The 26,316-nt window shown below is 47.7% G+C and carries 21 protein-coding genes; 17 read left to right on the forward strand and 4 right to left on the reverse strand.

The window, feature by feature from the left end; all coding sequences use genetic code 11:
- Positions 1 to 54 precede the first annotated feature (54 nt).
- Positions 55 to 525 (forward strand): phosphohistidine phosphatase SixA, encoded by a 471-nt coding sequence (gene sixA, locus FW758_RS04640; RefSeq protein WP_006082236.1) that lies wholly within the window; start codon positions 55 to 57, stop codon positions 523 to 525.
- Between the two features lie 134 nt (positions 526 to 659).
- Here sixA and smrB read toward each other — a convergent pair whose 3' ends face one another.
- Positions 660 to 1,190 carry an endonuclease SmrB gene (gene smrB / locus FW758_RS04645; protein ID WP_006082235.1) on the reverse strand — a complete coding sequence of 177 codons (531 nt, stop codon included), beginning with the start codon at positions 1,188 to 1,190 and terminating at the stop codon, positions 660 to 662.
- A gap of 80 nt (positions 1,191 to 1,270) precedes the next feature.
- Between smrB and prmB the strand changes: the two genes are divergently transcribed.
- The 6 genes from prmB to FW758_RS04675 all read left to right on the forward strand — a co-directional run bounded on the left by prmB (position 1,271) and on the right by FW758_RS04675 (position 7,048).
- On the forward strand, positions 1,271 to 2,215 hold the full coding sequence (prmB, locus tag FW758_RS04650; protein ID WP_006082234.1) for a 50S ribosomal protein L3 N(5)-glutamine methyltransferase: 945 nt from the start codon (positions 1,271 to 1,273) through the stop codon (positions 2,213 to 2,215).
- A gap of 124 nt (positions 2,216 to 2,339) precedes the next feature.
- Complete coding sequence (gene aroC / locus FW758_RS04655) at positions 2,340 to 3,434, forward strand: chorismate synthase (protein ID WP_012587325.1); 1,095 nt, start codon at positions 2,340 to 2,342, stop codon at positions 3,432 to 3,434.
- Between the two features lie 117 nt (positions 3,435 to 3,551).
- Entirely contained in the window at positions 3,552 to 4,727 is a 1,176-nt protein-coding gene (locus FW758_RS04660; RefSeq protein WP_446444772.1) for an MFS transporter, read from the forward strand.
- Positions 4,728 to 4,825: 98 nt separating this feature from the next.
- Positions 4,826 to 6,004 carry an ATP-NAD kinase family protein gene (locus FW758_RS04665; protein WP_446444773.1) on the forward strand — a complete coding sequence of 393 codons (1,179 nt, stop codon included), beginning with the start codon at positions 4,826 to 4,828 and terminating at the stop codon, positions 6,002 to 6,004.
- Positions 6,005 to 6,009: 5 nt separating this feature from the next.
- Positions 6,010 to 6,294 (forward strand): YfcL family protein, encoded by a 285-nt coding sequence (locus FW758_RS04670; RefSeq protein WP_006082230.1) that lies wholly within the window; start codon positions 6,010 to 6,012, stop codon positions 6,292 to 6,294.
- Positions 6,284 to 7,048, forward strand: coding sequence for an RNA methyltransferase (locus tag FW758_RS04675; RefSeq protein WP_446444774.1), 765 nt, complete (start codon positions 6,284 to 6,286; stop codon positions 7,046 to 7,048). The genes FW758_RS04670 and FW758_RS04675 overlap by 11 nt, the downstream gene beginning before the upstream one ends.
- A gap of 80 nt (positions 7,049 to 7,128) precedes the next feature.
- Here the strand turns inward: FW758_RS04675 and mnmC are convergent, their stop codons facing one another.
- Positions 7,129 to 9,339 carry an FAD-dependent 5-carboxymethylaminomethyl-2-thiouridine(34) oxidoreductase MnmC gene (gene mnmC / locus FW758_RS04680; protein ID WP_446444775.1) on the reverse strand — a complete coding sequence of 737 codons (2,211 nt, stop codon included), beginning with the start codon at positions 9,337 to 9,339 and terminating at the stop codon, positions 7,129 to 7,131.
- Positions 9,340 to 9,477: 138 nt separating this feature from the next.
- Here mnmC and fabB point away from each other — a divergent pair, with 138 nt between their 5' ends.
- The 9 genes from fabB to purF all read left to right on the forward strand — a co-directional run bounded on the left by fabB (position 9,478) and on the right by purF (position 21,970).
- A complete protein-coding gene (fabB, locus tag FW758_RS04685) occupies positions 9,478 to 10,689 on the forward strand; it encodes a beta-ketoacyl-ACP synthase I (RefSeq protein ID WP_037391053.1) in 1,212 nt (403 codons plus the stop codon).
- A 159-nt stretch (positions 10,690 to 10,848) separates the two neighbouring features.
- Positions 10,849 to 11,979: a 4-phosphoerythronate dehydrogenase gene (locus FW758_RS04690; protein ID WP_427751042.1), complete on the forward strand. Its 1,131-nt coding sequence runs from the start codon at positions 10,849 to 10,851 to the stop codon at positions 11,977 to 11,979.
- Between the two features lie 2 nt (positions 11,980 to 11,981).
- Entirely contained in the window at positions 11,982 to 12,998 is a 1,017-nt protein-coding gene (locus FW758_RS04695) for an aspartate-semialdehyde dehydrogenase (protein ID WP_006082225.1), read from the forward strand.
- 178 nt (positions 12,999 to 13,176) lie between these two features.
- Positions 13,177 to 16,632, forward strand: a complete 3,456-nt coding sequence (locus FW758_RS04700) for a FimV/HubP family polar landmark protein (protein ID WP_446444776.1) — start codon at positions 13,177 to 13,179, stop codon at positions 16,630 to 16,632.
- Positions 16,633 to 16,734: 102 nt separating this feature from the next.
- A complete protein-coding gene (gene truA, locus FW758_RS04705; RefSeq protein WP_446444777.1) occupies positions 16,735 to 17,520 on the forward strand; it encodes a tRNA pseudouridine(38-40) synthase TruA in 786 nt (261 codons plus the stop codon).
- A 44-nt stretch (positions 17,521 to 17,564) separates the two neighbouring features.
- A complete protein-coding gene (gene folC, locus FW758_RS04710; protein ID WP_446444778.1) occupies positions 17,565 to 18,836 on the forward strand; it encodes a bifunctional tetrahydrofolate synthase/dihydrofolate synthase in 1,272 nt (423 codons plus the stop codon).
- Complete coding sequence (dedD, locus tag FW758_RS04715) at positions 18,829 to 19,581, forward strand: cell division protein DedD (protein WP_012089584.1); 753 nt, start codon at positions 18,829 to 18,831, stop codon at positions 19,579 to 19,581. Before folC ends, dedD begins: the two co-directional genes overlap by 8 nt.
- A gap of 115 nt (positions 19,582 to 19,696) precedes the next feature.
- Positions 19,697 to 20,185 (forward strand): CvpA family protein, encoded by a 489-nt coding sequence (locus FW758_RS04720; RefSeq protein ID WP_006082220.1) that lies wholly within the window; start codon positions 19,697 to 19,699, stop codon positions 20,183 to 20,185.
- A 270-nt stretch (positions 20,186 to 20,455) separates the two neighbouring features.
- The gene (gene purF / locus FW758_RS04725; protein WP_006085457.1) at positions 20,456 to 21,970 is read left to right on the forward strand and encodes an amidophosphoribosyltransferase; all 1,515 of its coding nucleotides are present in this window, start codon (positions 20,456 to 20,458) and stop codon (positions 21,968 to 21,970) included.
- Between the two features lie 207 nt (positions 21,971 to 22,177).
- On the opposite strand, the gene FW758_RS04730 is transcribed toward purF, so the two are convergent.
- Positions 22,178 to 22,465, reverse strand: coding sequence for a hypothetical protein (locus tag FW758_RS04730; RefSeq protein ID WP_126491656.1), 288 nt, complete (start codon positions 22,463 to 22,465; stop codon positions 22,178 to 22,180).
- Between the two features lie 166 nt (positions 22,466 to 22,631).
- Here FW758_RS04730 and FW758_RS04735 point away from each other — a divergent pair, with 166 nt between their 5' ends.
- Positions 22,632 to 24,749, forward strand: coding sequence for a DNA topoisomerase III (locus FW758_RS04735; protein WP_446444779.1), 2,118 nt, complete (start codon positions 22,632 to 22,634; stop codon positions 24,747 to 24,749).
- A gap of 167 nt (positions 24,750 to 24,916) precedes the next feature.
- Here FW758_RS04735 and FW758_RS04740 read toward each other — a convergent pair whose 3' ends face one another.
- Positions 24,917 to 26,206, reverse strand: a complete 1,290-nt coding sequence (locus FW758_RS04740) for an alpha/beta fold hydrolase (protein ID WP_446444780.1) — start codon at positions 26,204 to 26,206, stop codon at positions 24,917 to 24,919.
- Positions 26,207 to 26,316 lie beyond the last annotated feature (110 nt).

Consider the following 26,316-nt stretch of genomic DNA (forward strand, 5'->3'; position numbering starts at 1 on the left):
TTTTAGGGCTACAATTGGGATAAAACAAAAACAAGTTTGAGTCGCGAGAGAAGTATGCAGCTATTTTTGATGAGACATGGTGACGCCGGATTTAATGCTCAGTCTGATAGAGACAGAACACTGACCGATGTTGGAAGGCACCATACTGTGTTGATGAGCAACTGGTTGGCTCGCAGTGTGACTGATTTCGATCTTGTTTTGGTGAGTCCTTACTTACGTGCACAGCAAACTTGGCAGGAGCTGAGTCAGCATTTTCCTGAGCCGCGTAAGTGGTTAGTCGCTGATGATCTTGTTCCTTCTGGCGATCCCGCCAATGTAGCCGCGTTAGTTGTAGCCTACGCTGAGTTATACAAGGCGGATAAAGTGCTAGTGATTGCTCACATGCCGTTATTGGGCTATTTAGTCAGTGAGTTAGTTGCTGGCGTTGAGCCGCCGTTATTTGCCACTTCGGGCATTACGCTCATTGATAAACATGCCGAGCAAGCTTCAATCGTGTGGCAGCACGCGCCCCACAGCATTAGCTAGTCTTGATTTATATCCCTTTTACAAACGAAACGGCCCACTGAATGTGGGCCGTTTCGTTTTCAGTAAACGTAGGAAACTCGCAAAATCACTAAATCGCAAAACCTGAAACGTTAATGTTTAAAGCCGATAGCGAGTTAACGTCTATGCGGCTGCTCACCAATATCAATCAGCACTAATAACGCCGCATCGCCGCCCCATTCTTTAGGGGCCTGATGGAAAGCCTTCACCATAGGATGTTGCACTAACCACATGGGGACTTGTTGTTTCAATATGCCACTGCCGTAGCCGTGCATAATGCAGCAGCACAGGCTTTGCTGTTTAACGCAGGCTTGGATCAGTGCCGCTAACTCAAGTTTGGCTTCCGATTGGCGATAGCCGTGCAAATCCAGCAGTAAATCTGGCTGGTAATCCCCACGTCGCAGGCGTTTGAGTTCTAGGCTATCAACCCCTTCCTCTAACCAACGCATTGGCCCTTGAACTGGCAGTAGCGGCTGATAAGTATCTGAGAAATAACTGTTAGCATGCAGTTGCTGCTCTTTCAGTTCTATTTCCTGTTTGGTTTTTAAGGGCGTGCGAAAGTGTCGCTTATTTTGCGTGATGGGTTTAATACCATCGATAAGCGCTGAGAACATCGCCAAGCCTTCTTTGTCGTCGTCTTTATTCATGGCGGGTATTCTATTGAATCCTATGGTTTCTGAATAGAGTTCAGTTACAATGTTCGCGAACAAACTAGCGGGAGCACGTTTTGGATAAGATCTTTGTAGATGAAGCTGTGACAGAATTACGCACTATTGGCGATATGTTACGTTGGGCCGTGAGCCGTTTTAACGACGCCAATGTGTATTATGGTCATGGTACTGATAATGCGTGGGATGAAGCCATCGCCTTAGTTTTCCATGCTTTACACTTACCCGAAGAAATCGGCCAGCAAGTGATTTTAAGCAACTTGACCAGCAGTGAAAAGCATAAAATTGTCGAGTTGATTATTCGCCGTGTCAGAGAGCGCCTACCTGTGCCTTACCTGACCAACAAAGCGCGTTTTGCCGGACTTGAATTTTACGTCGATGAGCGTGTGTTAGTGCCACGTTCACCGATTGCCGAAATGATCGCCAATCGTTTTAGCCCTTGGTTATATGGCAAACCAGTAACGCGTATTTTAGATTTATGTACTGGCAGCGCTTGTATCGCGATTGCCTGTGCCTACGAATTTGAAGACGCCGAAGTTGACGCGCTGGACATCAGCGAAGATGCCTTAGATGTGGCGCAAATTAATATCGAAACCTTAGGCGTGATGGACCGAGTATTCCCGATGCAATCGGATTTGTTCTCGGCAATCCCAGAAGGTCCACAGTATGATTTGATTGTTTCAAACCCACCTTATGTGGATGCCGAAGACATTGGCGACATGCCAGATGAATATCATCATGAGCCTGCCATTGGTTTAGCCTCAGGTCGCGACGGCTTAGATTTAACCAAACGCATACTGGCCAATGCCGCGCAATACCTCACGCCAACGGGTTTACTCGTGGTCGAAGTGGGCAATTCTATGGTGCATTTGATTGAGCAATTCCCAGAAGTGCCATTCACTTGGATTAACTTTGAAAATGGCGGCGATGGCGTATTTGTATTGACCCGCGATCAACTGGTCGAAAATCAGTCAGTGTTCGGCATTTATCGCGACGCAGAATAACCTAAGATAGCAAATTAGGTTGAGACTTTTCCCGCTGCCAGTTAGGCTTGCAGCGGGAAAATAAATTGTCCAGTGGTCGCTGGACACGGAGCGATGAACAAATAACCTAAGGTGTACAAAGCGGATGTCTGGAAACAGTATTGGTCAAAATTTTGTAGTGACGACGTTTGGTGAGAGTCACGGTGTTGCACTGGGTTGCATTATTGATGGTTGCCCACCAGGGCTTGAATTAACCGAAGCCGATATGCAGCATGATCTTGACCGCCGTCGTCCAGGGACATCCCGATATACCACGGCCCGCCGTGAGCCAGACGAAGTGCGGATTTTATCCGGCGTTTTTGAAGGTAAAACCACGGGTACCTCAATTGGACTCTTGATCGAAAATACCGATCAACGTAGTCAAGATTACTCTAATATCAAAGATTTATTCCGCCCTGGACACGCCGATTATACCTACCAGCAAAAGTACGGTATGCGTGATTACCGTGGTGGTGGCCGCTCGTCTGCCCGTGAAACCGCGATGCGCGTTGCGGCGGGTGCGGTGGCTAAAAAGTATTTGAAGCAAGTTCATGGTATCGAGATCTATGGGTTTATGTCCCAGCTGGGTCCTATTTGTGCCGAGACTATTGATCTTGACCAAATTGAGCAAAATGCCTTTTTCTTCCCCGATGCCAGCAAGCTTGAAGCGCTTGATGAATACATGCGTGAGCTGAAAAAATCCGGTGACTCCATTGGCGCGAAAATCTCCGTTATCGCGACAGGTGTGCCAGTGGGTTTAGGTGAGCCAGTATTTGATCGATTGGATGCCGATATTGCCCACGCGCTGATGGGCATCAATGCCGTTAAAGGTGTTGAGATTGGTGATGGTTTTGGCGTAGTTACTCAAAAGGGCTCCGAAGGTCGTGACTTAATGTCACCTCAAGGCTTTGAATCTAACCATGCGGGCGGTGTGCTCGGTGGAATTTCATCGGGCCAGCCGATCATTGCCCATATTGCCTTAAAACCCACATCAAGCATCAGTGTGCCGGGCCAAAGTATGACGGCGCAGGGTGAAATGGCCGAAGTTGTCACTAAAGGTCGTCACGATCCCTGTGTTGGGATCCGCGCTGTACCGATTGCCGAAGCTATGCTTGCTATTGTGTTGATGGATCACTTGCTAAGACACAGAGCGCAAAATCAGGATGTACGCAGTCACACGCCCGTGCTTGGTATGCGATAGGCGCATGAAATAGGCGCATGAAATAGGCGCATGAAATAGGGGTATGAGATAGGCGCATGTGATAGATGGTATGCGATAACGATACAACAAGTGGCATGAGATAAAGGGAATGCGTTAATGTCAACTTCTTCTAGCACAAGCCGGCAATTACGCTGGCTTTGTGCCTGCTATTTTTTCTTCTTTTCTATTCTCGGTACTATGGTCCCATATCTTGGGGTCTTCTTCGAAAATCGCGGTTTTAATCCTCAAGAAATTGGCTTTTTACTCGCCATCCTGATGGCGACGCGTATCGTTGCCCCGAATGTGTGGGCCAAAGTGGCTGACCGAACGGGGATGCGTGCTGAGCTTATCAAAATGGGCGCGGGAGCCGCCGCGCTGGCGTATTTGAGTTTTTTCTACCATGGCGGTTTTGTGTATATGGCGCTGAGTCTGGCCCTCTATACTTTCTTTTGGAATGCGATCCTTGCCCAGCTTGAAGTGATCACCTTAGAAACCTTAGGCCAGAATGCCAGCCGCTACGGTCAAATTCGCAGCTGGGGCAGTGTTGGTTATATTTGCCTCGTTGTCGGTGCGGGCTTTGCGATTGGCCAGTGGGGCACTGAAGTGCTGCCTTATATCGGTTTTTCATTGTTTATCGGCATGTTAGCCAGTGCGTTGCCATTACCAGCAAATCGCTTAGTTCGTGACACCAGTCAAGTGCGGCCGCCATTACAATGGAATCGGGCAATTATTTGGTTCTTACTCTCGGCTATGTTGCTGCAAATGAGCGCAGGGCCTTTCTACGGCTTTTTCGTCTTATATTTAAAACAAGCGGGTTACTCAGAATCTTCAGCGGGGATATTTGTCGCCCTTGGCGCTATGGCCGAAATCGTGATGTTTATGTTCGCGCCGCGTTTACTGGGCCGCTATGGTGTTAATACCCTATTGATTGTCAGTATCGGCATGACTTGCTTGCGTTGGTTGTTGGTCGCCTTTGGGGTGGATAGCGTATTGTGGCTTGGTTTTAGTCAATTATTGCATGCCTTTACCTTTGGCTTAACTCACGCGGCATCGATTCAATTTGTGCACAGGCATTTCGATGCGAGTCACAGAAGCCAAGGTCAAGCCCTATACGCTAGCTTAAGTTTTGGGGTTGGCGGCGCGCTCGGCACTTGGATTTGCGGCTATATTTGGGGCGATGGTAGCGGGGCGGTTTGGTCTTGGGTATTTGCTGCTGGATGCGCCTTTGCCGCTATGCTGGCGGTATTCTTTATTCCTAGGGATAAACCTGGCGTTGCCGCCCATGCGGCCTAGTAATGTCAATCTAGCAATATCAGTCACGATTAAAAGCATCTGTTAAGATACTAAAATATAAAGATAAAATACCAAAATTGCGTTAAGTGAGGTAAAAAGTGATTCGGTTTCGTTTAGGGTTAGTGATCAATCCACTGGCTGGCTTAGGTGGCAGTGTTGGCCTTAAGGGCAGCGATGGCGTTGCCGAAGAGGCGCTTGCATTAGGCGCCGAACCGAAAGCCGCTTTGCGTATGATGCAGGCACTTGAGGTTATCCGTGATTATGCCGATGACATCGAGGTTATTACCGCCTCAGGAATCATGGGTGGGGACGCCGCTAAGTCACTGGGTTTTACCACGCGAGTGGTGTATCAAACCCCGGATAAAACACAGGCACTGGATACGCAGGCCGTTGTGCGTGCGCTGCTGGATGAACCTCTGGATTTACTGCTCTTTGCCGGTGGTGATGGCACGGCACGCGACGTTTACTCCGTGTTTGAGCAAGCCACTATCGATGACAAATTACCCGTGCTTGGTGTGCCCGCTGGCGTGAAAATTCATTCCGGCGTTTACGGTATTACGCCCCATGCCTCTGGCATGGTGGTCAAAATGTTGCTCGATGGTGAACTTGTTAGTTTGATGTCCGCCGATGTGATGGATATCGACGAAGTGGCTTTTCGCCAAGGCACAGTGCGCGCCAAACGATTTGGTGAACTTTTAGTGCCCGCTGAGCCACGTTATGTGCAAGCGGTGAAGATGGGCGGTAAGGAAGTCGATGAACTCGTGCTGGCCGATATCGCCGCCGATGTGATCAATCAAATGGAAGATGAGCTGTACATCATGGGCTCTGGCAGTACGGTTGCCTTTGTGATGGAAGAGTTAGGTCTGGACAATACCTTGTTAGGTGTAGATCTTATTCAAGATAAAAACCTTGTCGGCAGTGATTTAACCGCGAATGAATTACTTAAACTGATCCAAGATAAGCCGACTAAGTTGGTGATCACTCTGATTGGCGGTCAAGGCCATATCTTAGGGCGCGGCAATCAACAGTTGTCGCCTGAGCTCATTCGGCGCATCGGAAAAGACAATATTATTATCCTCGCCACAAAAACTAAGCTAAAAGCACTTGATGGACGGCCACTAATTGTGGATAGTGGCGACCCTAAATTAGATAGCGAGCTTGGCGGCTATTATAAAGTGACGACGGGCTACCATGATTACGTCATGTATCAGGTGGCCAATCCAGATTTATTGGTCGCAGCAGATGTGTCGACCAATCCAGTATTAATGGAGAGTTAGACCCAATGTTAGAGCATTACGAAGACGCATTAGAACAGTGGATCGCCAGTGTAGTCAGCCATGGTGATGACGATGCTTTGTTTGCCTGTGGCTATTTACAGGGTCATGTCGCCGTTGTGTTATCGCAACTTGAAGCGCAGGGTGCAACCGATCTCGATGCCCTTATGTTGAAAATGACCGATTGTTTAGCACTCGCGCGCCAAGAATTAAATGATGCCGATTATGCCTTGGTTGAACAGGCATGGGCACAGCTGCATGCAAGGATTGTAGGCGAATTTGATGTTGCCTAGCGTTATGCCTATGACTGACAACGAGCAAGTGACTAATACTGCAGTGACTAGTACCGAAGTAACGAGTACAGAAATGCCAAGTGCTGAATTAGCCAGTGAGCAAACGCTCGATGCCAGCACAGTATTTATCGGTTTAGTGAATCCTAAAACGCCCGTTAATGTCGGCGGTATAATGCGCGCATCGGGTTGTTATGGTGTCGATGGCGTATTTTATACTGGCAGGCGCTACGAGTTAGCCGCGCGTTCGGGTGCAGTGCAATACCATGTCGATACTAAGGATGCTGGAGAGCGCATTCCGCTCACGGGTGTGACTTCATTACTCGCCTCGATTCCGGCGGACACTAAGCTTATCTGTGTGGATTTGGTGGTTGGCGCGACGCCGCTGCCGGATTTTGTCCATCCCGCGAAAGCCTTTTATGTGTTTGGTCCTGAAGATGGCACCATTGGCCAAGAGATTATCGATAAAGCCGATGCCGTAGTGTATGTGCCTACGGTCGGTTGTATGAATCTTGCTGCGTCGGTCAATGTGCTGTTATACGACAGATTGGCGAAATCTCACCGTGAGGCTGCAAGCCTAGCATCGAGCATAAGCGGCGATGCGCTTATTCGTCAGAGCCGCGATAACAACAATCGTACTCGGGTAAAAGTGCCCAGAGCGCCGCGAAAACCTCGACATGCTGAAGCTAGCAGTCTTAAGTCTAGCAGCCTTGAACCTAGCAGCAGAGATAACACGATAGTCATCACTGCCGCTTAAGTGGTTTACAGAAAACATTTAAATAAGGGATTAAGCCATGGCTTAATCCCTTTTTTATAGTGCTCAAAAACGTTATTTTTCTAGCGATTGATTGCCTCGAGCGCTTTACCCTTGAGCAATTTTCGCAGCCACATGCGATTGGGGTTGAGTTTACACAGGGTTTCTTTATCGAGCGGTATTGGCTCGCCGCAAAGCTGCGCCGCGAGACATTCGGCGGCCAGTGGCCCAGAACTGAGTCCCCGTGAGCCTAATCCACCAAGAATATACAGTCCTTGATGCACGGGTGCTGGCGTGGTTTGCCAGTAATGACGACTCTCTTTAGTGAGTTGATGTTGTTCATAATCCTCAAGGATTTTCGCCACATCGGGCGCGCTGCCCATCATAGGGAAATGATCCCGCGTCACCATACGCACGCCGACGCGGGCATTGTTGCCACTCATGTCGATATCTGCAAGCCAGCTTTGGTTCGGATAACTCTCGTGCATTTTCATGAGGTTTTCTTGTTGTTCCTGCGGGCAAAAATCTAAATGTTCAGGCTCTTTAACGTAACTTGCGCCAAGGCAGTGGAGTCCTTGGTGACTCGGCGTTAAATAACCGTTTGCGCACAGCACAGTTGCGAGCTGACTCAATTGAAATTGAGCGGGCACATGGCTGACTTGGCCGCGAAAGGGGCTAATTTGTAATTTGTTGCTGGCATCAAATTGTGTCAATTCTGCGCCATTGGCGAGTACAAGTTGCGCGAAGGGCCCGAAACGTTCCTTTTCAGTTAACAAAACCCAGCCATCGCTTTGGCGTTCAAGGGCAAGGATGTCGGTATTGAGCGAGACGCTAACATCGGCCAGTTGCATCGCTTTTTGTATCGCAGCTTCGGCATATTCAAATGGGCAAACCCAGCCACCTAAGGGATAAAAAAAGCCTGGCTTATCGAGATTGATCTTGGCAATGGCATTGGCTTGCTCAGCATCAACGGCGTAGGCGATTTCACTTGGCCAGGGTTGGCCTTGGATGATTTTATCGAGTCGTAATTGGCTGCGTTCATCGTGGGCAGTTTGCAATACGCCGCAAAAATCATGGGAAATCGGCGTCTGATTATCGGCTGGGGTGGATGTCAGCGCCTGCACTCGACGTCGGCTAAATAAAAATGCTTGTTGGAAAAAGCGGCTTAATTCGTCATTTTCTGGGGTCAACAGCGGATAAATGGCTCCTTGGCGATTGCCCGATGCGCCTTGGCCTAGCTTGGCATCTTTACAAAATACCTGTGCACCTTGGCCGCGCTCAGCCAAAGACAGCGCCAAATGCGCCGAGGCTAAGCCGCCGCCTATAATGGCAATCGAGCTTTGCGCCGCCGAGGATAAGATTGCAGCCATAGGATTAAAAGCATAGGCTTTAGCGTCTTGCTGACGTAAGACTTGGCGCTCGTGTAGCAGTACGGCGTCAGGCTGGTGATTAATCAATGTGACTGGCTGATGGATACCCAGCTCATTGATACCCAGAGCTTTGGTACCAAGTTCATTGATATCGCTCACAGTAAAGCCACAGGCTTGGAAACGGTTGACTGTTGTTTCACTTAATCCGCTTAATTCGCTTGATTCGCTTGATTCGCTTGATTCGCTTGATTCGCTTGATTCGCTCGATTCGCTTAATCCAATCGTGGCAATGGTCGCGCTATCGTCACTGAGTTTTGCCATCTGCCATTGGCTTTGATGATGTAGCGCCTGTAGCAGGTGAGGCAATATCAACCAGTGTTGAACCGGATGCATTGGCGAATGGCTGAGTGAACTGAGCTGGGTTTGAATATCACCAAAGTGCAGGTCGATAGTGGTACGACCGTCATCAAAAATTAATCTCTGGCAACCTATAATAGCCGTCGGCTCAGCATCGAGTAAGGTTTGAGCAAGCTGGCTGAGCTTAGATTTACACTCCAACGCTGACGCTTGCTTTGATTCAAGATGTGGCTCGAATGGGGTTTCTTTCACAAGAGCGAGTGATTGATCCCAAAGTAATTTAAGTTCGTACGCATTAATCGGATTGGGTTCGAACACCTTAAGGAGTAAACGTTGGCTAGGATTCGCCTGAGTGCGCCACCAAGATAAGAGTTCAAGCCCGTTACCTAAACCAATTTGGCCTAATATTAAGAGTTTTTGCTGTGAATGAGCCTCAAATACCCGCTGCTGATAAATGCTCAACTTGCTGAGATAGTGTGCATCAGTGTCAGCGGTTGCGGGATAAAGGTTGATTAATTGCTGGTAATCACGCTTAATTTGGCAAGGTTTATTGGGCTCTGCAGTCAAAGAAATTTACTCTCGGTCTCATAATTGGCATTATTTTACTCGCCTTTATGGAAAGCTGACCACTTAATTGAGTCAAAACAGATACTATTGGCTCAGCGAAAAGTAGGTACTGACATGTACACAATGGATAGCAATAAAATGAAAAGAGTCGTGATCACCGGAATGGGTGTTGTTTCAAGTATCGGTAATAACAAGCAAGAAGTGACCGAGTCACTGAAAGCGGGCCGCAGTGGTATTACGCATTCAGCTCAGTTTGAAGAGATGCAGTTACGTAGCCACGTATGGGGTGACATCAAGTTAAACCCAGCTGAGCATATCGATCGTAAAGCGCTACGCTTCATGGGCGATGCTGCTGCCTATGCTTACATTGCGATGCAAGAAGCCGTTAGCGATGCCAATTTAACTGAAGAGCAGTATTCAGATCCGCGCGTCGGTTTGATTGTCGGTACAGGCGGCGCATCATCGTCTAACCAAGTTCAATCTGCCGATACACTGCGTGAAAAAGGTGTTAAACGTGTTGGTCCGTATATTGTGCCTCGCATAATGTCGAGCACGGCCAGCGCTTGTTTAGCCACACCATTTAAAATTAAAGGCATGAATTATTCTATCAGTTCAGCCTGTGCAACCAGCGCCCACTGTATTGGTCACGCCGTTGAACTTATCCAAATGGGTAAGCAAGACATGGTGTTTGCCGGTGGTGCTGAAGAAGTGGATTGGACGCTGACCATGGGCTTTGATGCTATGGGCGCACTGTCAACTAAGTACAATGCCACACCAGAAAAAGCCTCTCGTACCTATGATGCAGACCGTGATGGTTTTGTGATCTCTGGCGGCGGCGGTATTTTAGTGGTTGAAGAGTTAGAGCATGCTCTGGCTCGCGGCGCAAAAATTTACGCTGAAGTGATTGGCTATGGCGCGTCTTCAGACGGTTATGACATGGTAGCGCCATCTGGCGAAGGCGCTGTGCGTTGTATGCAAATGGCGATGATGGATGTCGATACCCCAATCGATTACATCAACACTCACGGCACTTCAACGCCAGTGGGCGACGTGCGTGAATTAGAAGCGCTACGTGAAGTCTTCAAAGACAAGTGCCCACCGATTGCATCGACTAAGTCTATGACAGGTCATGCATTAGGCGCCGCAGGCGTACATGAAGCGATTTACAGCTTAATCATGATGGAAAACAGCTTTATTGCCCCAAGCATCAATATCGAAAATCTGGACGACGCGGCGAAAGACATGCCTATCGTTCGTGAATATCGCGATGCTGAGCTGAATACAGTCATGAGTAACAGCTTTGGTTTTGGCGGTACAAACGCCACGCTAGTGATGCGTAAATTCAAATAAGTTTGTTTATCAAACGCGATAGAAGGGAAGCTTAGGCTTCCCTTTTTTATGGGCGATTTTTGTAAACCTGTTGCATTGACAAGGATTTATCCCATTAGTCTTGTTAGAATACCGAGCATCTTGATGCCTTCCATTCCCACTTTTTTATATCAGGTGCCCATGAAGATTTTAGTCGATGAAAATATGCCCTATGTTGAACCGCTATTTGGCGATCTCGGGGACATTATTCCTGTTAACGGCCGCACGTTAACCGCCGAGCAAGTGCGCGAGGCCGATGTGCTATTAGTGCGCTCGGTCACCAAAGTGAATGCCGAGTTGCTCTCAGGCAATAACAAGCTGAAATTTGTCGGCAGTGCCACCATAGGCACAGATCATGTGGATTTAGCCTATCTTGCTGAGCGTAATATTCCCTTCTCTAATGCACCAGGTTGCAATGCGACTGCGGTCGGGGAGTTTGCTTTTATCGCTATGCTGGAGCTAGCGCAGCGCTTCAATTCACCGCTTAAGGGCAAGGTCGTCGGTATAGTGGGCGCGGGCAACACTGGTACTGCGACGGCAAAATGTTTGCAAGCCTATGGTATTAAGGTGCTACTTAATGATCCCATCAAAGCTGCAGAGGGCGATCCGCGCAGTTTTGTGAGCTTAGATACCATCATGGCGCAGGCCGATATCATCAGTTTACATGTGCCCATCACGCGCACTGGCGAGCATAAAACCAAGCATTTGTTCGATGAGGCGCGCTTAAAGGCACTCAAACCCAATACATGGTTAGTGAATTGCTGCCGCGGTGATGTGATAGATAATCAGGCGCTTATTAAAGTGAAGCAGCAACGTGACGATCTTAAATTAGTGCTCGATGTATGGGAAGGCGAGCCAACACCGCTGCCAGAACTGGTACCATTGGCCGAATTTGCTACGCCGCATATCGCAGGTTACAGTTTAGAAGGTAAGGCGCGCGGCACTTTTATGCTCTACCAAAACCTGTGTCAGTTGTTGAATATTACTGCCGATAAAAGCCTGCTGGATCTCTTGCCAACCTTTAACATTAAGGCGGTCGAACTTGCGACAGCGCCGAATGAAAAAGCGTTATTGCAGCTCGCGCGTTTCGTCTATGATTTGCGCGACGATGACAAGATGTTCAGAAATACATTCTTAAATGAGAATGGCTTCGACACTATGAGAAAAAATCACCAACATAGACGCGAATTTAGTGCATTGGCGCTGGCTTATGACGGTCAATCTGAGGTAGATTGGTTGTCCAATTTAGGTTTTTCAGGAGTCGGTCAGTAGCTATGTCACAGGAATTTAATGTTGTCGTTTTAGGTGCATCGGGCGCAGTGGGTCAAACAATGATAGAGATCCTCGAAGAGCGTAATTTCCCGGTTGCCAATTTGTACCCTTTAGCCAGTAGCCGCAGCGCCGGTGAAACGGTCAGCTTTCATGGCAAACAAATTACCATTCTCGACGTAGAAACCTTCGATTGGACCCAAGCTCAAATTGGTTTCTTCTCCGCAGGGGGTGATGTTTCCGCCAAATGGGCACCGATTGCGGCTGAAGCGGGTTGTGTTGTTATCGATAACACCTCGCACTTTAGATACGACATCGATATTCCTTTGGTCGTACCCGAAGTGAATCCGCATGCTATCGCCGATTTCCGCAATCGCAATATCATTGCCAACCCAAATTGCTCAACCATTCAAATGCTAGTGGCGCTTAAGCCTATTTATGATGCCTATGGTATCAGCCGCATTAATGTGGCAACGTACCAGTCAGTTTCGGGTACAGGTAAAAAAGCCATTGAAGAGTTAGCGCATCAGTGCACTAAACTGCTGCAAGGTTTGCCTGTTGAAGCCGAAGTTTATCCAAAGCAAATTGCTTTTAACGTATTGCCGCAAATCGATAAATTTATGGATAATGGCTATACCAAAGAAGAAATGAAAATGGTCTGGGAAACCCAGAAGATTTTCGGTGACGATGAGATTTTAGTGAATGCAACCGCGGTACGTGTACCTGTGTTTTATGGTCACTCGGAAGCCATTAATATCGAAACTCGTCAGCCTGTCGATGCAGAAGACGTTAAAGCTTTACTGCGTAATGCCGAAGGAGTGGTATTGTTTGAGTCAGATGATGACTATCCAACGGCTGTAACCGATGGTGCTGGTACCGATCCGGTTTATGTTGGCCGCATTCGTAAGGATATCTCTCATTCTCACGGGATTAACCTGTGGGTAGTGTCAGACAATATTCGTAAGGGCGCAGCCTTGAACAGTGTGCAAATTGCCGAGATCTTAGTGAGAGATTATTACTAAGCACGAGATTGCATTTCATGCCCATTGAAAAAGCCTGCTGTCAGCAGGCTTTTTTTGTTTTACAATTGTGAACAGTAGCAGGGCAGGGATTTCTGGTTTATAGTAATCTCAATAAATACAATTGCCTAAAGCCTGTTATCAGCGAGATAACTTTATAGCGCTTCAAAGGGAAGGATTGATGAAATTTCGCACTTCGTATCTTGTGGGTCTAATGGCCACTGTTTTAGCTGTTTCTTCTACCGCTTATTTTATTGATCCCGCCGTTGCAGCAGATACGCCAAGATTAAAACCCTTAAAAATCATGGGTCCAGACGGACAGATCCGTCAAGTTAATCATCAATATGGCCCAACGACATCCAGAGACACTTTTTGGAGCATAGCGCAAAAAGTCCGTCCCGATGCCAGTGTCAGCGTCTATCAAGTGATGGCCGCGTTATACGATGCTAACCCCCATGCGTTTAACTCTGCCAGCTACAACAGTTTAGAACGTGGCATGATCCTGCTGATCCCGTCTAAAGAAGTCATGCTGTCGATTCCCAATAGTATGGCGATAGCAAGAGCAGAGCAAAGCGACAGACAATCCCGTGCGCCAGCGAAAGCGACGCAGAAACCTGCTGCTAAAGTGACCACGCAAGCCCCTGTTACTGCTCCTGTTGTGATTGCTGAAACCAAAGTTATCACTGAAACCAAAGTGACGCCGCCCAAAGTGCCAGTGGTAGAAACACCGGCGCCAGATAAGCCTAAGATGCTGAGCTCTGATGTAACGTCGCGCTTAGAAGCGGCAGAAAGTAAAAATCTGTCATTAACCGATGAATTAGCTCGCACCCAAGATCAACTCACTGTCCGCACTTCAGATGTTGAAGCGCTAAAAGTGAAAGTTGAAGAATTGAATCAACGCATTGCCGTGCTAGAAGAAACCCTGCAAGCCAGCAAACTGCAAAATCAAGCTTTGAAAGCCGAAGTTGAAGCTGCCCAAACGCCAGAGATGGCAACGGGAACGGCTGAAGCTGAGACTCAGGCGCCGGCTGAGCCCGATGATTTATGGCGTAATATCCTCAACAGTCCAGTGTTAATGATTGCTGCCGCTGTGATCCCTGCCTTGTTCTTGTTACTGGCTGTGTTCTGGTTGCTGCGCCGTAAGCGTAATAAAGAACGTCGTGAAATGCAGGCGCAAGAAGCGGTTATGGCCGCGGGTGCTGCTGGCGTTTCCGGTACTGCCATCATGGACATGGATGATGACGACTTAGATGATATGGCGGTGCATTTAGATACCGACCATGCCGACTCTATCGATAGTCTGCTTGATATGGGCAGCGTCGATTTACAGCCTGAGCAAGATTTGACTGACTCAAACGATCAGATGGATATGGCGTCTGAAATGTTTGTCGATCCGGGTCTCTCTGCCGAACCTGAGGTTGAAGACGAAGGGCAATCTCTTGATGACCTGTGGGCCGAAGCCATGGGCGATCAGGAAGAGGATATTGTTGAGGAAAAACCTAAATCTGACAATATTCTTGAGGAAGCCGATCTCGATGCACTATTAGCGGGCCTAGGTTCAGAAGACAACACTGACGCTGAAGACGATTTAAGTGAATTAGAGCGAAACTTTGCTAGCGATTTAGCTGAAGAAGACGACGTTGAAGTAGAAGATACTCAACCTGCCAATGAAGCCGTCGCCGATGACGATGATCTCGATGCCTTACTTGCCGAGTTTAGTGTTCCTGCTGAAGATCCAGAAACGGCAAAAGAATCTGCAACAGAATCTATTGAGTCTGACGATGAAGATCTCAGTGCCGCCATCGCCGCAGAACTCGATGATGAGCTAGATGATGAACAGGGCGGAGAAGAGGTTGATGATATCGATGCCCTATTGGCCGATTTCGATAAACCAACGCCAGCCGCTGAACCTGAAGTCGAATCTGATCTTGGCGCTGAAATTGCCGCCGAGTTAGATGCCGAACTTGATGAACTGGGCGTAGAAGATACCGACGACATCGATGCCTTGTTAGCAGATTTCGATAAACCAGCAGAACTTGAAGTCGAGCCTGATCTTGGCGCTGAAATTGCCGCTGAGTTAGACGCAGAGCTTGATGAGCTTGGCGTAGAAGACACTGACGATATCGATGCATTGTTAGCAGACTTTGATAAACCAGTAGCACCCGAAGCTGAACCTGATCTTGGCGCTGAAATTGCCGCTGAGTTAGATGCAGAGCTGGATGAACTTGGCGTAGAAGACACTGACGATATTGATGCGCTGTTAGCTGATTTCGATAAACCAGCAGAACCCGAAGCTGAACCTGATCTTGGCGCTGAAATCGCCGCCGAGTTAGACGATGAATTGGATGAATTAGGGGTAGATGAATCAGATGATATCGATTCGTTGTTGGCGAGTTTTAATACTGAGCCTGAAATCAAAGTCGATTTAGAAGACAATGCCGAAGACGATGCACAAAACGATACCGCAGATGATGCGATCAGTGCAGAAATTGCCGCAGAGCTAGAAGCTTCGTTACCGGAAGATATAAAAGGCGAAGCGTCAGGCGATGAAGATTTAGATGCGCTGTTAGCTGAATTTGATGTGCCAGAACAACTCGATGCCGATGAAGATGAATTCGACTTCGATATGGAAACGGCGCAGCTTGACGCGGACGATAACGCCACAGATGAAGACAATTTACTCAAAGGTATTGGTGCATCTCACTCGATTGACGGTACTGATGATACTTTCTCGTTAGTCGAAGAGTTGGGTGAAGATGATGATTCTGACGCCCTGACTACGGCAGCAGCCACTTTAGCTGCCGCTACCGCCGCAGCGAGTGTTAAGGAAAAAGAGTCTTCTTTCTTTAATGATTTAAAAGCCAATAAGAGCAAAGATCCCCACGTGCTCGATTGGGACTCAGAGCTTGATTTTGCGCCTAAGGCCAAACCTGCTGCGACGCCAACCGATGCCGCCGCTGAAACGGATGTCGATGATGTCGAGCCTAATGCCGATGCTTCGCTAGCTGATACGCTGGCTCCGGATGATGCGACTCAAGAGAAGCCGATTAAGGCGACGCGTAACGATCTTGATTTTAGTGAAGATTTTAAACTCGATACCCAAGAGGATGCTGACGATTCTGAGCAAGGCCTCGATTTAAGCGACGATAATGTACTCGCTGCTTTCACGGCCAATACCGATTTTGATGACGATGAAGATGTGTTGACGTCGGAAGACAGTTTCTCACTCGTCGATGATCTCACTGTCGATGAAGCGTTAGCGGCACTCGATGCCCAAGAGTCGCGCAAAGCGCAGAAGAAGTTTGTTCCTGAGCATGATTTAACGAATTTCCAAAATGAAAACGGCTTTATCGACATCGACAAGCTGTTGAATGATGCCGATGAAGACGGCACTGATACCGATTTGTATTCGGAAGTCGACGTGGAAATGAGTGATGTCGGAGCCTTAATCGGCGATGCCGCTATGATTGATGTCGATGATGAAGAAAACTCAGTCAACGCTAAGCTGGATTTAGCCCGCGCTTATATCGAAATTGACGACAGCGACAGCGCCAAAGCCCTGCTCAAAGAAGTGCAAATTGATGGTAATGAGCGCCAGCAAGATGAAGCCGGACGTTTACTCAAAGAGATGAGTTAATCCCGATTGAGAGAGTTTCAACCTAACGGCGCCTTCAGCGCCGTTTTTTTTATGGGCTGCTGTGATAAAATGCGCCGCTAAATCAATTGTGAGGAAAAGTGGATGCGGATTGCATTAGGTATTGAATATGACGGCAATGGTTATTTTGGCTGGCAACGTCAGGCCGAAGTCGATTCAGTACAAGCGCAATTAGAACGGGCGTTATCGATAGTGGCCAACGAGCCTATCGGCGTCTTCTGCGCTGGCCGTACCGATGCGGGCGTGCATGCCACGGGCCAAGTGGTTCATTTTGAAACCAATGCCATTCGTAATGAAGGCGCATGGACCTTAGGGGTGAATGCCAATTTGCCCGATAATATTGCCGTGCGTTGGGTTAAAGAAGTCGACGACAGTTTTCACGCGCGCTTTTCGGCCACCGCCAGACGCTACCGTTATGTGATTTATAATCACAGTTTTCGCCCTGGGATTTTACGCCATGGTGTCAGCCATTATCACGGTGATATCGATGCAGACAGAATGCACCAAGCGGCGCAGGCACTCTTAGGTGAGCAAGATTTTACCAGCTTTCGCGCAGTCCAGTGCCAGTCAAAAACGCCGTTTCGTAATGTACATTGCGTCAATGTTACGCGCCAAGGCATGTATGTGACTGTTGATATCGCCGCCAACGCCTTTTTACATCACATGGTGCGCAATATCGTCGGTTCATTATTAGAAATCGGTTTAGGCAATCAGCCGCTGACATGGATGGGCGATTTGCTTGCGTTAAAAGACAGAAACCAAGCCGCAGCGACGGCTAAACCCCATGGGCTTTATTTAGTTGATGTGACTTATCCAGAACAATATCAATTGCCTAAACTCGCCCTTGGGCCATTATTCATGTTGGATTGAAAAGATCTTATTTGAGAGATAATCGAATACGAGGATGTACGGACATGCTAACAGCGCCAGCGTCAAATGCAGCATTGGAACAGTGGTTGGATTATTTGTTATCCATACATCCAACCGAAATCGATATGGGATTAACCCGTGTTTCTAAGGTCGCGCAAACCCTTGGCCTATTAGATTTAGGTCAAAGCAAGATAGTCACAGTCGCTGGCACAAATGGTAAAGGCACGACTTGCGCCATGCTGGAAAATATTCTGCGATTATCGGGTTTGACTGTGGGCGTATACAGCTCGCCGCACATGCTGAAATACAACGAGCGAGTGCGTATTAATGGCAGCGACGCCAGTGATAGCGCCTTTGTCGCCGCCTTTGAGCAAATTGAAGCGGCGCGCGCTGAGATTTCCCTGACCTTTTTTGAATACGCCACGCTTGCGGGCATGATACTGTTTAAAGCCGCCAAGCTGGATGTAGTCATCTTAGAAGTCGGTTTAGGTGGACGGTTAGACGCCACCAATATTATCGATGCCGACATTAGTGTGGTGACGTCGGTCGATTTAGATCATGAAAGTTATCTGGGGAATACCCGTGAACTCGTCGGCCGTGAAAAGGCGGGTATTTTCCGTCACGGTAAAGCTGCGATTGTTGGCGAGCCCAACTTGCCGCATACCGTCAATGATGTTGCCAATGAGGTTGGCGCCATCTTGTATCGCGTCGGCAACGAATTCAGTTATCAAGTCCATGGTAGTTTATGGGACTTTCAAGGCCAAGTGCTCAAACTGCACGATTTAGCGTTACCGACCTTGCCGCTACCTAATGCGGCCACGGTATTGGCCGTAATTGAACAGGGTTGGCCGAATATCGCGCCCGCTATTATTGCCCAGGGCATTAGCACTGCTCGGTTAACCGGTCGATTAGAGCGGGTGAATGAGCAGCCGTTAGTGCTACTCGATGTGGCGCATAATCCCCATGCGGCGCGTTTTTTGGTGCAGCAATTAGCGCCAATGGCTGTAGGTAAGCGGGTGTTTGCCCTTTGTGGCATGTTGAAGGATAAAGATATTGCGGGCGTGTTGCCTGTGATCCATCCTCTGGTCGACACTTGGTATTTAGTGAGCCTTCATGGTGAGCGTGGCGCGAGTTCTGCCATGCTGCGCAAAACCTTAGCACCCGAGGCCAGCGCATTTGAGTTTGAGGGCATAGCTGAGGCATGGTCGGCATTAAAAGCGCAAATTAACCCAGATGATGTGGTAATTGTGTTTGGCTCCTTTTACACTGTGGCAGGTTTTAAGTCTCAATTTATGCAGGAAGTCCGTTTTGTCTAGCCAGTTTCATAATCGTTTAGTCGGCACTGTGGTGCTGGTTGCGCTTGGAGTGATTTTTTTGCCGGATATTTTGGATGGCAAAAAAGATCGCCAAGAAGAGCAGTTTTCCGAAATTCCTTTGCGTCCGACTGTGATTGAGCAGCAAAAAGCCGACGATGATATGTTTGAAGTCTTGTCGGCCGAAGATGCTGCCGCGCTAAGTGGGGCTGATGTTGCCTTAGCTGAGACAGGCAATAATGCAGACAGTGACAAGTCAGCTGCCATCGCTAAGCAAGACGTTAAGGCGGACGTTAAACCCGAGGTGAAAAAGCCAGAGGTTAAGCAAGCAGAAGTTAAAAAGCCTGAAGCGAAACCAGAACCTAAAAAAGAGCCACCTAAGGCGACGGTAAAAACGGAGCCCGCTAAAAAAGCTGAGACTAAAGCGCCAACCGTCGCTAAGACTGAAAAGCCCAAAGCAGAAACGCCTAAAGCCAGTGCTGCGAGCCGTGACAGCTTAAAAAGTGGCTTTACCTTGCAGCTTGGCAGTTTTAACAATGCAACCAATGTTAAAGCCTTGATTGCACAGCTACGTAAGAGCGGTTTTAAAGCGTACACTATCCCTGAAAATCCTAAAGATGGCGTATTAACCAAAGTGTTTGTCGGGCCAGATGTGTCTGAGGCAAAGCTGAAGAAAATACAAGTTGAGGTGGAAAACCTCACGCGTCTTAAGGGCTGGATTGTTCCTTTTAATCCCTTAGAATCTTAATGGTGATATAAGATCAGCGACTGAAAATGATTTATTTACCTCTCTAGGGGTGAGAATCGTTTCAGTCTCTGGTAGAATCGCGCCGTCTTAAAGCCCATGTCGGAAAGCCATCTCAATGGTTTGGATTGATTACGCTATCATATTCGTCATCGGATTATCGACTCTCATCAGTCTAATCCGCGGATTCGCCAAAGAAGCCATGTCCTTAGTGGTATGGTTCGCGGCTTTCTTTGTTGCCAGCCAATTTTACCAAGATCTTGCCGTTCACTTAACTCAAATGAACGATGAGATGCTGCGTAATGGCGTTTCTATTGCCATCCTCTTTATTACCACTTTGGTACTCGGCGCCTTAGTTAACTATATTCTCGGACAACTTGTTGTCAAAACTGGATTATCTGGCACTGATAGGCTCTTGGGCCTGTGTTTCGGTGCTATTCGAGGCGCGCTAATTGTTAGCGCCTTGCTGTTTTTTATGGATGCTTTCACAGGCTCGCCCAACACCCAATGGTGGAAGGACTCTGTGCTAGTGCCCGAATTTGGCGTTGTCATTCAATGGTTTTTTGACTATTTGGAAAACACCTCCAGCTTTGTACCCAAACTATAAGAAAGAAAATTAATTAATCCTAAGTGATGGAAAGTAGCAATCGCTTAGGTATGTACGTCACTCCTGTTCAAGGGCTTATGCCTAAAAACAGGGTAACTGTGAGCGCAATGGCAAGTTTAGGCGTGCGATTGCGATTAACAGGTCAGTGACGGGATACCTTGGCGACCGATAAGGTAGCACTTAAGCCGAAAGGCTAGAGGTTTACTTTATCATTTGCTTATATTTCAACATGAAAGGGCATAGAACATCTTACAATGAGGAAGCTTACCCATGTGTGGTATCGTCGGAATAGTTGGCCAATCATCGGTTAATCAGACCATTTATGATGCACTGACAGTGTTGCAGCACAGAGGTCAGGATGCGGCAGGTATTGTGACCATTGATCGTGGTGCTTTCAGACTGCGTAAAGCCAATGGTCTGGTCAAAGACGTTTTTGAAGTCAAACACATGCAACGCCTACAAGGTAATGCAGGTATTGGCCATGTGCGTTATCCAACTGCGGGCAGTTCAAGCGCATCTGAAGCGCAGCCTTTCTATGTTAACTCGCCATTTGGGATCTCTTTAGCCCACAACGGCAACTTAACCAATACAGTCGAATTAGCCGAAGGGCTGATCAAAAAACGTCGCCATGTGAACACCACTTCAGATTCTGAAGTGTTGCTCAACCTGTTGGCCGACGAACTGCAAAAAACTACGAGTTTGACCCTGACGTCGGAAGAAGTGTTCGATGCGGTTGCTAACGTACACCAGCAAGCTCGTGGTGCCTATGCGGTTGTGGCTATGATTATCGGTCAAGGCCTAGTCGCGTTCCGTGACCCATTTGGTATTCGTCCTCTGGTGTTAGGTAAGCACGAAACGCCAACGGGTACTGAATATATGGTCGCTTCTGAAAGCGTGGCACTCGATGCCGTCGGTTTTGAAGTGATGCGTGATGTGGCGCCAGGTGAAGCGATTTACGTGTCAATTGATGGTCAGCTGTATACCCGTCAATGTGCAGCAGAACCTAGCTATGCCCCTTGTATCTTCGAATTCGTTTATTTTGCCCGTCCAGATTCGACTATCGATAAAGTGTCTGTTTATGCCAGTCGCGTAAACATGGGCGCTAAGCTTGGCGAGAAGATTAAGAAAGAATGGTATGATCACGATATCGACGTGGTTATTCCTATTCCTGAAACCTCTTGCGATATCGCGCTGGAGATTGCCCGTTGCATGGACTTACCGTACCGCCAAGGTTTTGTGAAAAACCGTTATATTGGCCGTACCTTCATCATGCCTGGTCAACAGGAGCGTAAGAAGTCAGTGCGTCGCAAGTTGAATGCGATTAACACTGAATTCAAAGGCAAAAATGTCCTGTTGGTGGACGACTCTATCGTTCGCGGTACGACCTCAGAGCAAATCATCGAAATGGCCCGTGAAGCAGGTGCTAAGAAAGTGTACTTTGCCTCTGCCGCACCGGAAATTCGTTTCCCGAACGTGTACGGTATTGATATGCCAACGTCGAATGAGCTTATTGCACACGGTCGTGATGCCGATGAAATCGCCAAGTTAATTGGTGCTGATGGCATTATTTTCCAAGACTTACCCGATTTAATTGAAGCGGTAAGAATGGAGAATCCAGCGATTAAGCGTTTCGAAACCTCTGTTTTCGATGGTCATTACATCACTAACGATGTAGATCAAGCGTATTTAGATCACTTGACGCAACTGCGTAATGACGATGCTAAAGCGGATCGCAATAAAGATATCGGTACTAATTTAGAGCTGCATAACGTTTGTCACCCATAAGGTGAAACGTTAGGCTGATAAAAAGCCAGTGATAACGTCACTGGCTTTTTTTTATGGATTTTTTATTAATTGTTAACCGCCACTTGGGAAAGGTATCGCGATTGGGCGAGGGGGAACTTCTATGAGTGTTTGTTCTCGACATCCGCGAACTCAATCCATTGTTGGAGCAGCGAGGCTACTGATCTTTTCAGCCATAGGTTAGTTGGCTCATCCCCAGATCCACAGCAGCATCCACACCCCGAATAAGCTGCTTAAGCTATGGCGGGTGACTTGATGTTTTAGCAGTAGCGATAAACTCACCGCAATGGGTATCACTAACATGAATCCCCAAGCTAAAGGCATGTCGATGATTTTCATTTGTCCCAGCCAAGTGCTGGTGAGCATACTTATCGCGAGTAACATCAGGCTATGAAATAGCAGTAACTGATTGAATCTTAATATTAATGCTGGACTGATTGTCATCGCCTGCCGCGCATTTATTGCAAACTGTCTCATAGCCACTCCTCTAAAATTTAGTGCATTCTAGTGGTTGTTGAGAACTATTCGCAATTGAATTTACACTTGAGCTTTGGTATTTAAGCTCGGTTTGTCACAGAAATTTGCACTCAACGGGCGTTTGGGCTAAATTATACTGTAATTATATCCAGTGCTTGGTGTTTGTATGATCCTCTATATCGCTGAAAAACCTAGCCTAGGGCGGGCCATTGCCGATGTATTGCCTAAACCCCATAAAAAAGGCGATGGATTTATCGAAGCCGCCAATGGCGATTGTGTGTCTTGGTGCGTAGGTCACTTGCTCGAACAAGCAGAACCTGATGCCTATAATCCTGAATTTAAGTCTTGGAAATTCGAGCACTTGCCAATAGTACCGGACAAGTGGCAACTAAAACCTAAGGCCGCAACCCGTAGCCAACTCACAGTGCTAAAACGATTAGTCAAACAAGCCAACATGCTAGTTAATGCGGGCGATCCCGACCGTGAAGGGCAGTTACTCGTGGATGAAGTGATTGCCTATCTTGGCGTGACGGGTGATAAGTTACATCAAACTCAGCGTTTACTGATCAGCGACTTAAACCCACAAGCCGTAAAACGGGCGCTAACGCAGCTGCGCAGTAATCGCGAGTTTATTCCTTTGTCCACATCGGCCTTAGCCCGTAGCCGCGCCGATTGGCTCTACGGCATGAATATGACCCGCGCTTATACCATCCAAGGTAAAAAGGTTGGTTATCAAGGCGTATTGTCCGTCGGGCGAGTGCAAACGCCTTTGCTCGGGCTAGTGGTGCGCCGTGATGAAGAGATTGCCAATTTTCAATCTAAACCTTTCTATGAAGTGCTAGCGCATTTGGCGACCGAAAAGCAGAAAACCTTCAGTGCTAAGTGGCAACCCAGCGAAGCTTGTCAGCCGTATATGGACGAAGAAGGGCGAGTATTAGCCAGAGGATTAGCGCAAAATGTGGTGAGTCGCATCAGTGATAAACCCGCCTTAGTCACTCAATTAGTGGCTAAGGACAAGAAACAGAATCCGCCTTTGCCCTACAGCTTATCCGCGTTGCAAATTGATGCGGCAAAACGGTTTGGCATGAGTGCTAAGGATGTGCTCGATACCTGCCAGAGTTTGTATGAGCGCCATAAACTCATTACTTATCCCCGCTCTGACAGCCGTTATTTACCCGTCGAGCAACATAGCCTAGCGCCGTCGGTTCTTAAGGCGATTCGTAGCGGTGCCGCTGAGTTACTGCAAGGCGCCGATGCCCCCGATCCACGGCTTAAATCCAAGGCATGGGATGATAAAAAAGTGGATGCCCACCACGCCATTGTTCCAACCGAGAAGACGGCTAACTTATCCAGTTTGAGTCAGCGTGAGAGGCAGTTATATCTTCATGTGGCCCGCCAGTACTTAGCCCAGTTTTATCCGGCCTATTGTTACAGTGAAACCACAGTACAAGTGACAATTGAGGGCGGCTTATTTAATACCAAGGCGCGTCAGGATAAATCTCTTGGCTGGAAGCAGCTCTTTGCCCGCCAAGAGCCAAATGGTAGTAAGGCGAGTGGCAACAAGTCGACGGAAGAAAGCGCGGGTAAGGATGATGAGGAGAATGACGAGTTTATCGGCCAATTACCGCCTCTGAAACTAGGGCAGGCTTTGCATTGTACTCGAGGTGAGTTACTGGAGAAAAATACTCAGCCGCCAAAGGCCTTTACCGATGCCACTTTACTCAGTGCTATGACGGGGATTAGCCGTTACGTAACCGACCCTGATATACGTAAAATTCTCAAAGAAACTGATGGCTTAGGTACTGAAGCCACCCGTGCAGGCATTATTGAACTACTGTTTAAACGCGGTTTTTTACAACGTTTAGGTAAATCCATCGTTTCGACGGATGTGGGTAAGGGGTTAATTAACAGCTTACCCGCGAGTGCAACAACGCCTGACATGACCGCCCTGTGGGAAGCCAGCTTGAACGGTATTTGTCATAAAGAAGCCTCCTATCAAGCCTTTATGCAACCGTTGCTCGGCACTTTATCCACGCTTATTCAAAACGCAGGAGCACAACTGCCTACCGCGCTTAATGGTTTAAAAGGCCAAGGTTATCGCAAAACGGCTGGGAATAAATCCGGTTATCGCAAGTTGCCTTACCGCAAAGCCTCTAGCTCGACAAAACGCACTGGCACGGCAAGTACCGCTAAAACAAGTACAAAGATAAGTAGCAGTGTAAAAAAGTCGAGTGCGAGTTCAGGGACTCGGAGTCGAACACGCAAAGTGGCTGCTGAGGTTTGATGGATACGAGTTTCCGAAATAGCCTTAAATTTTTTGCAAAAAAAAGAGTAAACCAAAACGGTTTACTCATACGGAAATAGGTCGTTGAAACTTGCCAAAATCACTCAATAGATGAGGAGCAGGTTTATAATATCAGCGTTAACTTAATTAGCCCTTAAAATTAACCTTTATCTTAAGGTGTCGCCTCGGTTTAAGCTGATGAGCTTATCCAGTATGTGCTCACCATCCATGCGAATGCCGTTGTGTTCATATTCTGACGTTAACCAATACTTTAGCCTGCCGACCTGTTGCGCAGTTTCTAGGCTGTATTGCATCTCGACAAACATATCTTCACTGTAAATGGCTGCGGCAACGGGAACGCGGTTTTGCGCCAGTTGTTCAAGATTATATAGTGCAGGCCAATCTGATTTATGGGCAAGGATTTCTGCCGCGGCTTTAAGCGGAACTAAGTGACTGAATTGGTCAAACATCCAAGGGTAAATCATCTCGCCGGTGAATAAAAACGGCTTACCTTGCTGATAGTTAAAGGCGGGGAATTGTTGTCTCACTCTGTGCGCCGCCCATTGTGAAGCCGAGTGTTGGCAGTAGATCGCCTCATGCAGCAGGGCAAAAATCGGGTTAGTGTTGTAATCGAGAATTTGACCGAAATGATTTAAAAATAACGGGTTCACGACTGTCCCAGAAGCCGTGTTGATTAAGGCTTGCTCAAGTAAATAGTAAACCGATTCAGGCCCTTGCTCCATTCCGATATTAATACCCAGCAGCTGCAACATTTCAACCGTGAGGCGTTCTCCCGTTGCTAAATACACTTCATTTTCAAGCAAGTGTTTTGCTAAGCGAGTAACTAAATGTTGGGCATCGTGGAAGCGTTGGAAAAATTGTTTATTCTTCGCCAGCACGCGTTGATAAGTTGCAAGATAGACATCATCGGCACTGCGGGTTAATGACGGTATGCCGCCGGTGATATAGGCTTCGCTGACACCTTGAGGGGCGGCGCTTAAATAATGTAATACGCAAAATCCCCCAAAACTTTGGCCAAGAATTGCCCATTTATCGGCGGGGCAAAGCTGGGCACGAATCGTCTCTGCATCACGAATGATATTGTCAGCCCTGAAATGGCTTAGATACTCAGCTTGAGCTGCGGGCTCTAAGTGTTGCAGGCTTTGGTAATTAATAGGTGTTGATAAGCCTGTGCCGCGTTGATCGAGTAATAATACCCGATATTCTTTTAATGCGCGGCGGATCCAGCCGCTGTTGCTGGCGGGGCGCATGGCCGCAAATCCCGGGCCGCCTTGGAAAAACACGATATAAGGTAGCTTTTTATCTTTGTTTTCTGGGCTACAGAGTTCTCTGGCAAACACTTGGATTTGCTCTGCAATCGGATTTTGATAGTTGAGGGGCAAGGTAAAAGTATGTTTCTTCGCCAGCACTCCGGCGAGAATAATATCGGGTTTCATCAAACAACCTTAATGGCAGAGGATCATGTTATTGTGATTGGCAGATTGTATACCCAAATAACCTGAAGATGCAGCAACCTAGGCTAGTTGAAACTAGTATCTTCAACTAC

It is taken from the genome of Shewanella sp. 1180_01 (assembly GCF_052850535.1).